The organism is Georgenia phoenicis, assembly GCF_047302425.1.
In the GTDB taxonomy this organism is placed as follows: Bacteria; Actinomycetota; Actinomycetes; order Actinomycetales; family Actinomycetaceae; genus Oceanitalea.
Map to the genome: position 1 here is coordinate 351,400 of NZ_CP154855.1, position 13,671 is coordinate 365,070.

The following is a 13,671-nucleotide window of genomic DNA, read 5'->3' on the forward strand; positions in this document are numbered from 1 at the left end:
GGTTCAGGTCGCGGACCTGCCACGCTCGCTCGCGTGGACGGGGCGGGGCGCGTCGTCGAGCCGGCGGGTGCCGACCGCGTAGCCGAGCGAGACGAGGAGGTAGACGACGGCGAGCGCGGCGAAGACGAGGCGGGACCAGCCGGTGTCGGGCAGCGCCCACGCGCCCAGCGCCGCGGCGGCGACGAAGGCCGCGTTGTAGAGGACGTCGTAGAGCGAGAAGGCGCGGCCGCGGTAGTCGTCGTGGGTGTCGCGGTGGACGATCGTGTCGACGGCGATCTTCGCGCCCTGGACGCTGAGCCCGAGCAGGACGGCGGACACGCCGACGACGGCGAGCTGCGGCGTCGTGACGAGCAGCGCCTGGCTCACGCCCCCGACGGCGAGGCAGACGACGATCCAGCGCGAGGGCGTCATCCGCTCGTGAGCGATCGGGGTGAGGAGGATGGCCAGCCCGTTGCCGGCGAAGGAGATACCGCCGAGGAGCGCGAAGGTGGCCAGGCCCTCGCCGGCGTCGGCGGGGTCGGAGAGCAGGTTGCGGGAGATGAGGATGAGCGCCATGAAGTTGACGCCGTAGAGGAAGCGGTGGACGGCCATGACGCCCAGCCCCAGGCCGGGCGTGCCGCGGCGGACGAGGTAGCGCGCGCCGTCGACGAGCTCGGCCGCCGTGCTGCGCAGTGCCGCCGCGACGCCCGTGCGGGGGCGGGTGGCGGGGCCCAGCTCCGTGCGTCCCAGCCGCAGGGCGAGGGCGGAGGCAGCGGCGAAGAGGACCGCCGCGGCGACGAGCGCTGCGGAGTTCTTCGCCGACGCGGGCACGACGAGACCGGTGACGAAGCCGATCGCGCCGCCGACGACGGCGGAGACCGCGCCCAGGGTCGGGGTGAGCGTGTTGGCCATGAGGAGCTGGTCGCGCGGGACGACGCGCGGCAGCCCGGCGGACAGCGCGGCGAGGAGGAAGCGGTTGACGCCGAGCGTCACGAGCGCGAGCACGTAGACGAGCACGGACACGCCCGCCGTCCCGATGAGGACGGCGAGGACGACGGCGAGCAGGACCCGCACCGCGTTGCCGACGAGGAGGACCTGGCGCCGGCTCCACCGGTCGAGCAGGGGCCCGGCGAAGGGGCCGACGACCGTGAAGGGCAGGAGCAGGACGGCGAAGGCCGCCGCGACCCCCGAGGCGGTGGCCATGTTCGCCGGGTTGAAGAAGAAGAGGGTGGCGAGGCCGACCTGGAACATGCCGTCGCCGCACTGGGAGACGAGCCGGACGGTGAAGAGCTTCCGGAAGCCGGGGTGGACGGCGAGGGTGCGCAGGTCGGCGGGGATGCTCACCGGTGCAGGCTATCGCCCGCCGGATTCGCGACGAGATCGTGCCACAAAGGCCGGTTCGGCCGGCTGGCCTCCAGCCTCCAGGCTTGACCAGCGCGTGCTCGGCGGCTCTCAGGAGCCCTTTGTGGCGCGATCCGACACCGCGGCGGCCGAACTGCGCTACGCTCGGCGCTCGATATATCGGTCCGATACATCGCGCCGACCGGCCGGCACTCGAGGAGGGGACGGATGAGCACTCGCGCCGAGGTCCTCGAGCTCGCCATCCTCGGCCAGCTCGGCTCCTCCCCCATGCACGGCTACGAGCTGCGCCGCCAGCTCAGCGCCCAGCTCGGTGCCTTCCGCACGCTGTCCTACGGCTCGCTCTACCCGGCGCTGCGCCGGCTCACCGAGGCGGGCCTCATCGCCGAGGCGCCCACCGGCTCCCTGCCCCACCCCCTCGCCGGACGGCGCGGGCGCATCGTCTACGAGCTCACCGACGCCGGCCGCGAGCGCCTCGCCGCGACCCTCGCGACGGCGGACCCGGCGGCCTGGGAGGACGAGGCCTTCGACGTCCGCTTCACCCTCTTCGGTACCACCGACGCCCGGACCCGGCTGCGGATCCTCGAGGGCCGGCACGCGCGGATGGTCGAGCGGCTGTCCCTGCTGCGCGAGTCCACCCAGCGCACCCGCGAGCGGATGGACGCCTACACCGCCGAGCTCGCCCGGCACGGCCTCGAGCAGGTCGAGCGCGAGGTCGAGTGGCTGGAGAACCTCATCGACACCGAGCGCGGGACGCCCGGCGCCCTCGACATGCGAACCAGACCCGCGGGCGACCAGCCCGCACCTCCCACCCACAAGGAGCAAGAATGAGTTCAATCCGCGTAGCGATCGTGGGCGTGGGCAACTGCGCGTCCTCCCTCGTGCAGGGCGTGCAGTTCTACGCCGACGCCGACCCCGCGACGACCGTCCCCGGCCTCATGCACGTGACCTTCGGTGACTACCACGTGCGCGACGTCGAGTTCGTCGCCGCCTTCGACGTCGACGCCAAGAAGGTCGGCCTCGACCTCGCCGAGGCGATCAACGCGAGCGAGAACAACACCATCAAGCTCTGCGACGTCCCGGCCACCGGCGTCACCGTCCAGCGCGGCCACACCCTCGACGGCCTCGGCCGCTACTACAAGGAGATGGTCGAGGAGTCCGACGCGGAGCCGGTCGACGTCGTCGCCGCCCTCAAGGACGCCCAGGTCGACGTGCTCGTCTGCTACCTGCCGGTGGGCTCCGAGGAGGCCGCCCGCTTCTACGCCCAGTGCGCCATCGACGCCGGCGTCGCCTTCGTCAACGCGCTGCCCGTCTTCATCGCCGGCACCAAGGAGTGGGCCGACAAGTTCACCGCGGCCGGCGTGCCGATCGTCGGGGACGACATCAAGTCCCAGGTGGGCGCCACCATCACCCACCGCGTGCTCGCCAAGCTCTTCGAGGACCGCGGCGTGCGGCTGGAGCGGACCTACCAGCTCAACGTCGGCGGCAACATGGACTTCAAGAACATGCTCGAGCGGGACCGCCTCGAGTCGAAGAAGATCTCCAAGACCCAGGCCGTCACCTCGAACATGGCCGGCGAGCTCGCCCCCCGCAACGTCCACATCGGCCCGAGCGACTACGTCCAGTGGCTCGACGACCGCAAGTGGGCCTACGTGCGCCTCGAGGGCAAGGCCTTCGGCGAGGTGCCGCTCAACCTCGAGTACAAGCTCGAGGTGTGGGACTCCCCGAACTCGGCCGGCATCATCATCGACGCGATCCGCGCCGCGAAGATCGCCCTCGACCGCGGCATCGGCGGCCCGCTGCTGTCCGCGTCGAGCTACTTCATGAAGTCCCCGCCGGAGCAGCGCGACGACGAGACGGCGCGCGCCGACGTCGAGGCCTTCATCCGCGGCGACGTCGAGCGCTGAGCCACCGGCCCCCGGTCACCGCAGGCCTCGTCCGCGGTGACCGGGGGTTCGTCGTCCGCGCGGCAAAGGGGCCGGGGAGGCGCTGGGCGGATCGTGTGAAGGACGGGGCCGGCGGGCGGCCCGTCCCGGGCTGCGGCAGGCTCGGTACCGCATACTTGGGGGTCGTCGGGCAGGCCTGTCCGCACACCGCAGCCGAGGAGGAGACGCGTGGCGGCCACAAAGGAGCCGGGACGCCGGGGCACCGGCACCACGAGCCGGGGGGCGAGCAAGGGGCGCAAGCGCCGCTTCGACTACCCGCGCTCGGGCAAGGGCCCGATCAGGCGCTGGCTGCCGAGCTGGCGGGTGCTGCTGGGCACCGCGCTCACCGGGATCGCCGTCGTCATCGGCGTCGTCGCCGCCGCCTACGTCACCACCGACGTCCCCGAGCCCGGTGACTTCTCCCAGGCGCAGGGCACGCACGTCTTCTTCGCCGACGACCAGACGGAGATGGGCAGCTTCGCGGAGTACAACCGCGAGATCATCGACGCGAGCACGCTGCCCGCCCACGTGGGCAACGCCGTCGTCGCCTCCGAGGACCGCCGCTTCTACGAGAACGTCGGCGTCGACCCCATCGCGATCGGCCGCGCCCTCTACAACAACCTGCGCGGCAACCCCACGCAGGGCGGGTCGACGCTGACCCAGCAGTACGTCGAGCGCTACTACCTCGGCACGACGACGAGCTACGTCGGCAAGTTCCGCGAGGCGATCCTCGCGCTGAAGATCGACCGGGAGCTGTCCAAGGACGAGATCCTCGGCGACTACCTCAACACCATCTACTTCGGGCGCAACGCCTACGGCATCGAGACGGCCGCGCAGGCCTACTTCGGCAAGCCGGCCGCCGAGCTCACCCTCTCGGAGTCCGCGCTGCTGGCCGGCGTCATCCCCGCCCCCAGCGCGTGGGACCCGGCCATCGACCCCGAGCGGGCCGAGGAGCGGTGGGCGCGCACCCTGGACTTCATGGTCCGCGACGGGTGGATCACCCAGGCCGAGGCCGACGCGCAGACCTTCCCGCAGACGATCGAGCACGTCCGCTCCGACACCTACGCCGGCCCCAACGGCTACCTCCTCGACATGGTCCGCAAGGAGCTCGTCGACAAGGCGGGGATGACCGACGAGGAGATCGACACCCTCGGCCTGCGGATCACGACGACGGTCGACCCCGCGGCGCAGGAGGCGGCGGTCGCCGTCGTCGACTCGCTGCCGGAGGACCGCCCGGAGAACAACCGGGTGGCGCTCGTGTCGCTCGACCCGCGTTCCGGCGGGATCGTCGCGCTCTACGGCGGGCCGGACTTCGTGGCCCAGCCGCGCAACGCGGCCACGCAGGACGTCGCGCAGTCCGGCTCGACGTTCAAGCCCTTCACACTCGTCGCGGCGCTCGAGGACGGCATCCCGCTGACCCAGACCTACCCGAGCTACACGCCCATGGAGATCGAGGGCTTCGAGCGGCCGGTCAACAACTACGACCAGTTCAACCGCGGCCCCATCGACCTCGTCGAGGCGACCGAGCAGTCGGTGAACACGAGCTACGCGCTGCTCAACATGGAGGTCGGCCCGGAGCGGTCGATGGAGGTCGCGATCGAGGCCGGGCTCCCCGAGGACACCGCGGGCCTCGCGGCCGTGCCCTCCAACGTGCTCGGCCCCGCCTCGCCCCACCCGATCGACGTGGCGCGCGCCTACTCGACCTTCGCCGCGCAGGGCGTGCGGCACAACCCCTACATCGTCGCCGAGGTCACCGACGCGGACGGCAACGTCATCTACGCCGGGCACTCCAACGGGACGCAGGTCTTCGAGGCGGACGTCATGGCCTCGGCGACCTACGCGATGACCACGGTGATCGAGGAGGGCACCGGCGTGCGCGCCAGCTCCCTCGGTCGCCCCGCCGCGGGCAAGACCGGCACCTCGAACGAGGGCCGCTCCGCGTGGTTCGCCGGGTTCACGCCCCAGCTGACGACCGTCGTGGCGATGTACCAGGTGGGCGAGGACGGCACCGAGGAGTCGCTCACGCCCTTCGGCGAGTACGCCTCCATCACCGGCTCGACCTACCCGACGACGATGTGGCGCGACTTCATGGGCGTCGTCCTGGCCGACGAGCCGGTCGAGGACTTCCCCGAGCCGCCGGCGCCACCGCGGCCGACCTACGTGCCGCCGCCCGAGCCGGAGCCGACGCCCGAGCCGGAGCCGACGCCGGAGCCCACGACCGAGGCGCCGCCACAGCCCGCGCCCGAGCCGCCGGCACCCGAGCCGGACCCGGAGCCCAGCCCGACGCCGACCCCGAGCCCGACGCCCAGCCCGACCCCGTCGCCCTCGCCCACCGAGCCCCCGCCCGAGGAGGGCGGTGGCGGTGGCCCGGGCGGCGGGGGCGGCCCGGGCACCGGCGGCGGTGGTGGTCCCGGCGCAGGCGGCCCGCCCGGCGGCGGCTCGCGCGGCCCCGGCGGCTAGCCGAGGACGCGGGCGAGGCCCGCGACGAGGGCGGTGACGTCCTCCTCGGTGGTGTCGAAGGAGCACACCGCCCGCAGCACGCCCGTGCGCCGGTCCCACGGCAGGACGGGCAGCTGGGCGGTGACCGCCCCGACCGCCGCCGGCGGCACCGGGACGAAGACCGCGTTCGCCTCGACGGGGTGCACCGGCTCGATGTCGAGCTCGGTGCGCAGCAGCGCCGCGAGGTGGTCGGCGGCGTCGTTGGCCTGCTGCGCCGTCGTGCGCCACAGCTCGTCGGTGAGCAGGGCGAGCAGCTGCGCGGAGACGAAGCGCATCTTCGAGGCGAGCTGGGTCGAGGCTTTGCGCAACCGGGCGACCGGCTCCACGAGGGCGGGGTCGAGGACGACGATCGCGTCCCCGAAGAGTGCACCGTTCTTCGTGGCGCCGAAGGAGAGGATGTCGACGCCCAGGTCGGTGGTCAGGGCGGCGAGCGAGGTGCCCAGGCGGGTGGCCGCGTTGGCCAGCCGGGCGCCGTCGACGTGGACGGTCGCGCCGTGTTCGTGCGCGGTCGAGACGAGCGCCGCGAGCTTCTCGGGCCGGTAGACGGTACCGAGCTCGGTGCTCTGGGTGAGGGTGAGCGCGGCCGGCCGGGCGTGGTGGACGCTGCCGTCGTCCGCGGCGAGGAGCTCTGCGAGGTCGGCGACCGACACCGTGCCCGACGGCGCGGGCAGCGTGCGGACGGCGGCACCGGCCACGAGCTGGGGAGCGGTCGACTCGTCGGTGGCGACGTGCGCGTGCGCGGAGGCGACGACGGCGTCCCACTTCTGCAGCACGGCACCGAGGGAGACGACGTTCGCGCCCGTCCCGTTGAAGACCGGCAGGATGGTCGCGTCCGGGCCGAAGACCTCCCGGGCGCGGGCGTCGAGCTCGGCGGTGACGGCGTCCGCGCCGTAGGAGGGCGCGTGGCCTTCGGCGGCCGCGGCGAGGGCGGCGAGGACGGCGGGGTGGGCGCCGGAGGCGTTGTCGGAGGTGAAGCCGCGCGTGGTCATGGGGAGAATTGTGCCGCCGCGACAGTGATGTGGATGACGCACCTGGCGCACGGCGTCGTGCGTTAGAGTGGTGCGTTGGCCGCGGCCGGTGCGTACCTGCGTACCCGTTCGCAGCCACGCAACGCATCACCCTCCTGTCACGGACCGTCCGTGACCGCCAAGTCCAGAGGAGGTGGGTATAAGCATGCGCCAGTACGAGCTGATGATCATCCTCGACCCGGAGGTCGACGAGCGCACCGTCGCCCCGTCGCTCGACAAGCTGCTCTCGGTCATCACGACCGGTGGCGGGCAGGTCGACAAGGTCGACATCTGGGGTAAGCGTCGTCTTGCCTACGACATCAACAAGCGTTCCGAGGGCATCTACGCCGTCGTCGACATGACGACGACGCCGGAGCTCGCCCAGGAGCTCGACCGCCAGCTCGGGCTCAACGAGTCCGTCCTGCGCACCAAGCTCATCCGCCCGGACGCTCACTGAGCCTCCCGGCCCCCACCCTGACCCTCTAGAGGAGACCGACATGGCAGGCGAGACCGTCATCACCGTGGTGGGCAACCTCACGGCCGACCCCGAGCTGCGCTTCACCCCCTCCGGTGCGGCCGTCGCGAGCTTCACCGTTGCCTCGACGCCGCGGACGTTCGACCGGCAGTCCAACGAGTGGAAGGACGGCGAGACGCTGTTCATGCGCTGCTCGGTGTGGCGGGAGGCGGCGGAGAACGTCGCCGAGTCCCTCGCCAAGGGCAACCGCGTCATCGTCCAGGGGCGCCTCGTCCAGCGGTCCTTCGAGACCCGTGAGGGCGAGAAGCGCACCGTCGTCGAGATGCAGGTCGACGAGGTCGGTCCGTCCCTCCGCTACGCCACGGCCAAGGTCACCCGCACGCAGCGCGGTGGCGGCGGTGGCGGCTTCGGCGGCGGCGGCCAGCAGGGTGGCGGCGGGTACGGCGGCCAGCAGCAGGGCGGCGGCTTCGGCCAGCCCGCCGGCGGCCAGGCCGACGACCCGTGGGCCACGGGTGGGTCGAGCTCGTTCGGTGACGAGCCCCCCTTCTGATCAGACGTACAGCGTGGCGTGAGCCGCGCATGAAGAACCCAAGGAGCACATCATGGCGAAGCCCGTACTTCGCAAGCCCGGCAAGAAGAAGGCCAACCCGCTGAAGTCGGCCAAGGTCGAGGGCATCGACTACAAGGACACCGCGCTGCTGCGCAAGTTCATCTCCGACCGCGGGAAGATCCGCGCGCGTCGCGTGACCGGTGTCTCCGTCCAGGAGCAGCGCGCCATCGCCAAGGCCGTCAAGAACGCCCGCGAGATGGCCCTGCTGCCCTACGCGAGCTCCGCTCGCTGACCCAAGGGAGACACACAATGGCCAAGCTCATTCTCACCCACGAGGTCTCCGGCCTCGGCGAGGCAGGCGACGTCGTCGAGGTCAAGGACGGCTACGCCCGCAACTACCTCGTGCCCCGTGGCCTGGCGACCGCCTGGACCAAGGGTGCGCAGAAGCAGATCGACCAGATCCGCAAGGCCCGCAAGGCCCGCGAGATCGCCACGGTCGAGGACGCCCGCGCGGCGCGCGACTCGCTGCAGTCCAAGCCGGTCACCGTCGCCGTGCGCGCCGGCTCCGGCGGCCGTCTCTTCGGCTCCGTGACCACCGGCGAGATCGCCGACGCGGTCAAGGCTGCCGGTGGCCCGGCCATCGACAAGCGCAAGATCGAGGTCACCACCCCGATCAAGTCGCTCGGCGAGCACCGGGTGCAGGTCCGCCTGCACGCCGACGTCCAGGCGAACCTCACGGTTCAGGTCGTCGAGGCCTGACCAGGCCGTAGCAAGACACTCGAGGCGCCGGCCGGTGGGAGACCACCGGCCGGCGCCTCTCGCTTGTGTGCGGACTTCTCCACCGTGGAGGTGGAGAAGTCCACACGTAATCCAGCCGGCTCAGGCGCCGAGCACCATCCACCTGCCGCCGCGGGCGCGCAGGCCGGTGGTGACGGCGCGGGCGGCCATGAAGCCCCCCGCGAAGGCGGCCCACAGCCAGGCCAGGCCCACGCCGTCGTGCGGCGCCCAGGCCCACACGGCCGCCAGCAGGGGGACGTAGACGGCGAGGGTGACGACGCCCGCCCACGCGAGGAAGGTGCCGTCACCCGCCCCGATGAGCACGCCGTCGAGCACGAACACCCACCCGGCCATCGGCATGAGCAGACCGGTGACGACGAGGGCGACGGCGGCGGCCGTGCGCACCTGAGGGTCGGTGGTGAAGAGGGTGGTGATCCACCAGCCGCCGCCCGCGACGACGACGCCGATGACGGCGCCCGCGGCGACGCCCCACTGCAGGGTGCGGCGCAGCACGGCGCGCACCCGTGAGGTGTCGCCGGCGCCGAGCCCCTGGCCGACGAGCGCCTGTGCGGCGATGGCGAGGGCGTCCATGGCGAAGGCCGCGAGCCCCCACAGCGAGTTGACGACCTGGTGGGCGGCGAGCGGGACCGCACCGAGCGCGGTGGCGGTGACGACCGTGAGGAGGATGGCCACCCGCAGGCTCACGGTGCGCACGAGCAGGGGCGTGCCGGCGCGGGCGTTGGCCCAGATCCCGGCCGGCCGGGGACGCAGGGACACCGCTATGCCGCGGGCGCCGCGCAGCACGACGACGGCGAGGGCCGCGGCCATGAGCGTCTGGGCGACGGCGGTGCCAAGTCCCGAGCCGGCGACCCCCATGCCGAGGCCGTAGATGAAGAAGGCGTTGAGGGCGACGTTGACGGCGGCGCCCGCGGTCGCGACGACGAGTGGGGTGCGGGTGTCGAGCAGGCCGCGCAGGGTCCCGGTGGCGGCGAGGACGACGAACATGCCGGGCAGGCCGCCGGCCGACCAGCGCAGGTAGGCGACGGCGTGGGGCGTCACGGTGTCACCGGCGCCCAGGGCGCTGACGATCCACGGGGCGTTCACTCCGAGGAGCACGGCGGTGGCGAGGCCGAGGCCCAGGGCGAGCCACATGCCGTCGACACCGGTGCTCACCGCTCCGGCACGGTCACCGGCGCCGATGCGGCGGGCGGTGGCCGCGGTCGTCGCGTAGGCGAGGAAGACGAAGACCCCGACGGTCGAGACGAGGAGGGTCGAGGACAGCGACAGGCCGGCGAGCTCGGCGGTGCCGAGGCGGCCGACCATGACCGAGTCGATGAGGACGAAGAGCGGCTCGGCGACCAGCGCACCGAGGGCGGGGACGGCGAGGGAGAGGATCTGGCGATCGAGGGATCGGCCACTGTCCCCAGGGCGCTGTGCGTTGTCCACCAATGTGCCGACCAATTTCCTTCCACACTGTGTGCACGAGCCGAAGCCCGGGATTCCGCGGGCTGCGGAGAGTTGCACCGGTGTTATCCACACGATTGTCCACCGACTGTGCACGGAGGGTCCCCACCTATCCACCGAGTGTCCCCAGGTTTGTCCACACCCGTGGATGGATCGGGACGACCTGGGCACCGTACGGTTGCCCGGCAGGTCATCGCGCGCGTGACGTACCCCCGGGTGCGTCGCCGGGTCGACGCGGACCGGGAATGTCAGAGGTCCGCGATAGACCGTGAGCAGGAGGGGTGACGATGACTGATCTGGACGACAGGGTGCTCGACTCGGGAACGGCTGGACGCGAGCTCTACGACCGCACCCCGCCGCAGGACCTCGCCGCCGAGCAGAGCGTCCTCGGCGGCATGCTGCTGTCCAAGGACGCCATCGCCGACGTCGTCGAGGAGCTGCGCGGCCCGGACTTCTACCGGCCCTCCCACGAGCTCGTCTACGACGCCATCATCGACCTCTACGGCCGCGGCGAGCCCGCCGACGCCGTCACCGTTGCCGCCGAGCTCGGCAAGCGCGGCGAGCTGGGCCGGGTGGGCGGCGCCGCCTACCTCCACACGCTCATCGCCTCGGTGCCCACCGCGGCGAACGCCGGCTACTACGCCCGGCTCGTGCGGGACCAGGCGGTGCTGCGCCGTCTCGTCGAGGCCGGCACCCGTATCGCCCAGCTCGGCTACGCCACCGACGGGGGCGACGTCGACGAGCTCGTCAACTCCGCCCAGGCGGAGGTCTACGCCGTCACCGAGCAGCGCACGAGCGAGGACTACGTCCCGCTGCGGGACACGATCAACCTCACGATGGAGGAGATCGAGAACGCCGCGAACCGCGGCGAGGGGATGGTCGGCGTCCCCACCGGCTTCGCCGACCTCGATGCCCTCACCAACGGCCTGCACGGCGGGCAGATGATCATCGTCGCGGCGAGGCCGGCTATCGGCAAAAGTACCCTTTCCCTCGACATGTGTAGATCAGCGTCGATCAAGCACGGGCTCACCTCGGTGATCTTCTCCCTCGAGATGGGCCGCACCGAGCTGACGATGCGTCTGCTCTCCGCAGAGGCGGGCGTGCCCCTGCAGAACATGCGCAAGGGCACGATGCGGGACGAGGACTGGACGAAGGTCGCCGCGGCGATGAGCCGCGTCTCCGAGGCCCCGCTGTTCATCGACGACAGCCCGAACATGTCGCTCATGGAGATCCGCGCCAAGGCGCGGCGCCTCAAGCAGCGTCACGACCTACGCCTCATCGTCGTCGACTATCTCCAGCTCATGTCCTCCGGAAAACGCGTGGAGTCGCGTCAGCAGGAGGTTTCGGAATTCTCCCGTGCGCTCAAGCTCCTCGCCAAAGAACTCGAGGTACCTGTTATCGCTGTTGCCCAGCTCAACCGCGGTCCTGAGCAGCGAACTGATAAGAAACCTGCAATGAGTGACCTTCGCGAAAGTGGATCTTTGGAGCAGGATGCGGACATGGTAATGCTTCTTCATCGCGAGGATGCATATGATAAGGAAACGCGTCCTGGCGAGGCTGACATTATTGTTGCAAAGCACCGTAACGGACCCACCGACACCATTACTGTGGCATTCCAGGGTCATTATTCGCGCTTCCACGACATGGCGCACTGAGACAGGCACGTGACGACCCATCCCTGGCGGACCAGCGGCCCCTTCGACGAGGAGTTGCACCACCTACCTCGGACCTCGGCCGCGGAGTTCCGTGCGGCCGCGTGGCGGCTGTACTCCAACGCCACCCTCTGGCCTACGGGCGGTTTCTACCTCCCGGCAGTCGGCCTGCGCGGGACCGTGGCGATCATCGCGCTCCTGGCGGGGCTGGGCGGGCTGGGGTACGGCTTCGCCACGGGGCAGCGGGTCACTGCCGGGGACGTCCTTGCCTGCCTCGCGGCCGTGGCCGCCGGCGTGCTCCTCGGTGCCTGGAAGCTGCGCTCCAACCGGAAGGTGCTGCGGCTGCAGCGCCGCAACCGCCAGCTCGAGGACATGTCGCGGGAGATCGACGCACTCGTCGCGGACGGCACCATCCCGCTCGCCCCGCCCAGCTGGGACGAGCGGCTCCCCGGCCCCCTCCACTGACGCGCGCCGCTGTGAGCGGGCTACCGGCGGGCCTCCTCGTAGCGGCGCAGCGCCTCGGCCCGCTCGGCGGCGTGGTCGACGATGCGCTCGGGGTAGCCGTGGGCCAGGCCGTCGGGCACCCTCCACGGCTGGTGCACCGCGGCGCCCGGGATGTGCGCGAGCTCGGGGACGTAGCGGCGGACGTAGTCGCCGTCGGGGTCGAAGCGCTCGCCCTGGCTCATCGGGTTGAACACGCGGAAGTACGGGGCGGGGTCAGTGCCGGTGCCGGCCACCCACTGCCAGCCGTGGTTGTTCGAGGCGACGTCGCCGTCGCGCAGGTGCCGCAGGAAGTACCTCGCCCCGTGCGGCCACCACACGTGGAGGTCCTTGACGAGGAAGCTCGCCACGACCATCCGCACCCGGTTGTGCATCCATCCCTCGGTGAGGAGCTGGCGCATGCCGGCGTCGACGAAGGGGAACCCTGTCCGGCCCTCCTCCCAGGCGCGCACATGCTCCGAGCTCGGGTCGTCGTAGGCCATACCGCGCAGGCCGTCGCGCAGGTCGGCCCAGGCGGGGTCCGGGTGGTGCCACAGGAGGTCCGCGTAGAACTCGCGCCAGCACAGCTCGGTGACGAAGCGCTGCGCGCCCTCCGTGCGGCCGGCGGGGTGTGCGGCGAGGTCCGCGAGCATCGTGCGCGGGTGGATCGTGCCGTACTTGAGGTGCACGGACAGCTGCGAGGTGACGTTGAGGTCGGGCCGGTCGCGTCTTTCGCCGTAGCCCTCGAGGTCCTCCTCGAGGAACTCCTCCCAGCGGGCCTGAGCCGACGCCTCACCGCTGCTCATGCTGCGTGCGGTCGGGCTGCCGGGAAGCGGCACCGACTCGGCCCCGCGGTGCCACCTGAGGCCGGCTGGTAGCGGCGCCGGGGCGGACCAGCCGTGCTCCTGCCACGGCCGGGAGAAAGGGCTGAAGACCCGGAAGGGCTCGCTGTCGGCCTTGAGCACCAGCCCGGGGCCGACGGCGTACGGCGTGCCGGTCGCCACGAGCGGGGTCCCACCCAGCGCCCGTTCGACCCGGCGGTCGCGCCGACGACCGTACGGCGTGGTCTCCCGGCTGACGTGCACGCTGCCAGCGCCGACCTCGCTGACGAGCCTGGGGGATCTCGACCTCCGGCCGGCCCGCCCGGACGACGAGCGCGCCGTCGTAGGCAGTCTCCAGTTCCTCCAGGGCCGCGGTGAGGTAGGCCCGCCGCACGGGGCCTGCGGAGTCGAGGAGCGTCGGGTCCGCCACGAACACCGGAAGGACGTCACCGCCCGACTCGTGGGCCGCCAGCAGCGCCGGCAGCTCCTTCAACCGCAGGTCCCGACGCAGCCACAGCACAGCGGTCATGAGCGCCATCATCCGCGGCCAGTGAAGAGTGCGCTCGGCGGCGCGGGGGCATCGTCGGCCGGGCCGTCCACGGTGGAGCTCGCCGGCTTGACGGCGGCGGGTCCTTTCCATACGCTCCCTCCTAATCGTTTAGGTATCCAGGCGGCCACCGGTG

13 protein-coding genes and 1 pseudogene are annotated in these 13,671 nt (G+C 71.8%); 9 read left to right on the forward strand and 5 right to left on the reverse strand.

Annotated features, from left to right (window positions below; translation table 11 throughout):
• Nucleotides 1–3: 3 nt before the first annotated feature.
• The gene (locus tag AA0005_RS01760; protein WP_413451712.1) at nucleotides 4–1,323 is read right to left on the reverse strand and encodes an MFS transporter; all 1,320 of its coding nucleotides are present in this window, start codon (nucleotides 1,321–1,323) and stop codon (nucleotides 4–6) included.
• A 225-nt stretch (nucleotides 1,324–1,548) separates the two neighbouring features.
• On the opposite strand from AA0005_RS01760, the gene AA0005_RS01765 reads away from it, so the two are divergent.
• From AA0005_RS01765 to AA0005_RS01775, 3 genes are all read left to right on the forward strand, one after another.
• Nucleotides 1,549–2,169: a PadR family transcriptional regulator gene (locus AA0005_RS01765; protein ID WP_413451713.1), complete on the forward strand. Its 621-nt coding sequence runs from the start codon at nucleotides 1,549–1,551 to the stop codon at nucleotides 2,167–2,169.
• Nucleotides 2,166–3,245 (forward strand): inositol-3-phosphate synthase, encoded by a 1,080-nt coding sequence (locus AA0005_RS01770; protein ID WP_413451714.1) that lies wholly within the window; start codon nucleotides 2,166–2,168, stop codon nucleotides 3,243–3,245. Before AA0005_RS01765 ends, AA0005_RS01770 begins: the two co-directional genes overlap by 4 nt.
• Nucleotides 3,246–3,452: 207 nt before the next feature.
• Complete coding sequence (locus AA0005_RS01775) at nucleotides 3,453–5,723, forward strand: transglycosylase domain-containing protein (RefSeq protein WP_413451715.1); 2,271 nt, start codon at nucleotides 3,453–3,455, stop codon at nucleotides 5,721–5,723.
• On the opposite strand, the gene AA0005_RS01780 is transcribed toward AA0005_RS01775, so the two are convergent.
• Nucleotides 5,720–6,751: a threonine aldolase family protein gene (locus AA0005_RS01780; RefSeq protein ID WP_413451716.1), complete on the reverse strand. Its 1,032-nt coding sequence runs from the start codon at nucleotides 6,749–6,751 to the stop codon at nucleotides 5,720–5,722. The genes AA0005_RS01775 and AA0005_RS01780 overlap by 4 nt on opposite strands.
• A gap of 184 nt (nucleotides 6,752–6,935) precedes the next feature.
• Here AA0005_RS01780 and rpsF point away from each other — a divergent pair, with 184 nt between their 5' ends.
• The 4 genes from rpsF to rplI are packed head-to-tail and all read left to right on the forward strand — an operon-like array spanning nucleotide 6,936 to nucleotide 8,553.
• Complete coding sequence (gene rpsF, locus AA0005_RS01785) at nucleotides 6,936–7,226, forward strand: 30S ribosomal protein S6 (protein WP_152188920.1); 291 nt, start codon at nucleotides 6,936–6,938, stop codon at nucleotides 7,224–7,226.
• 40 nt (nucleotides 7,227–7,266) lie between these two features.
• Nucleotides 7,267–7,794 (forward strand): single-stranded DNA-binding protein, encoded by a 528-nt coding sequence (locus AA0005_RS01790; protein ID WP_413451717.1) that lies wholly within the window; start codon nucleotides 7,267–7,269, stop codon nucleotides 7,792–7,794.
• 52 nt (nucleotides 7,795–7,846) lie between these two features.
• Nucleotides 7,847–8,086 (forward strand): 30S ribosomal protein S18, encoded by a 240-nt coding sequence (gene rpsR / locus AA0005_RS01795; RefSeq protein WP_110853882.1) that lies wholly within the window; start codon nucleotides 7,847–7,849, stop codon nucleotides 8,084–8,086.
• 17 nt (nucleotides 8,087–8,103) lie between these two features.
• Entirely contained in the window at nucleotides 8,104–8,553 is a 450-nt protein-coding gene (rplI, locus tag AA0005_RS01800; RefSeq protein ID WP_413451718.1) for a 50S ribosomal protein L9, read from the forward strand.
• A gap of 120 nt (nucleotides 8,554–8,673) precedes the next feature.
• On the opposite strand, the gene AA0005_RS01805 is transcribed toward rplI, so the two are convergent.
• On the reverse strand, nucleotides 8,674–10,017 hold the full coding sequence (locus AA0005_RS01805) for an MATE family efflux transporter (protein ID WP_413451719.1): 1,344 nt from the start codon (nucleotides 10,015–10,017) through the stop codon (nucleotides 8,674–8,676).
• A 305-nt stretch (nucleotides 10,018–10,322) separates the two neighbouring features.
• On the opposite strand from AA0005_RS01805, the gene dnaB reads away from it, so the two are divergent.
• Both dnaB and AA0005_RS01815 read left to right on the forward strand, forming a co-directional pair.
• Nucleotides 10,323–11,690 carry a replicative DNA helicase gene (gene dnaB, locus AA0005_RS01810; protein WP_413451720.1) on the forward strand — a complete coding sequence of 456 codons (1,368 nt, stop codon included), beginning with the start codon at nucleotides 10,323–10,325 and terminating at the stop codon, nucleotides 11,688–11,690.
• A 9-nt stretch (nucleotides 11,691–11,699) separates the two neighbouring features.
• The gene (locus tag AA0005_RS01815) at nucleotides 11,700–12,152 is read left to right on the forward strand and encodes a hypothetical protein (protein WP_413451721.1); all 453 of its coding nucleotides are present in this window, start codon (nucleotides 11,700–11,702) and stop codon (nucleotides 12,150–12,152) included.
• Nucleotides 12,153–12,172: 20 nt separating this feature from the next.
• On the opposite strand, the gene AA0005_RS01820 is transcribed toward AA0005_RS01815, so the two are convergent.
• The gene (locus AA0005_RS01820) at nucleotides 12,173–13,438 is read right to left on the reverse strand and encodes a cryptochrome/photolyase family protein (protein WP_413451722.1); all 1,266 of its coding nucleotides are present in this window, start codon (nucleotides 13,436–13,438) and stop codon (nucleotides 12,173–12,175) included.
• Nucleotides 13,338–13,628, reverse strand: a pseudogene (locus AA0005_RS01825) (deoxyribodipyrimidine photo-lyase); the annotation flags it as partial. The gene AA0005_RS01820 and the pseudogene AA0005_RS01825, both read right to left, overlap by 101 nt.
• Nucleotides 13,629–13,671 lie beyond the last annotated feature (43 nt).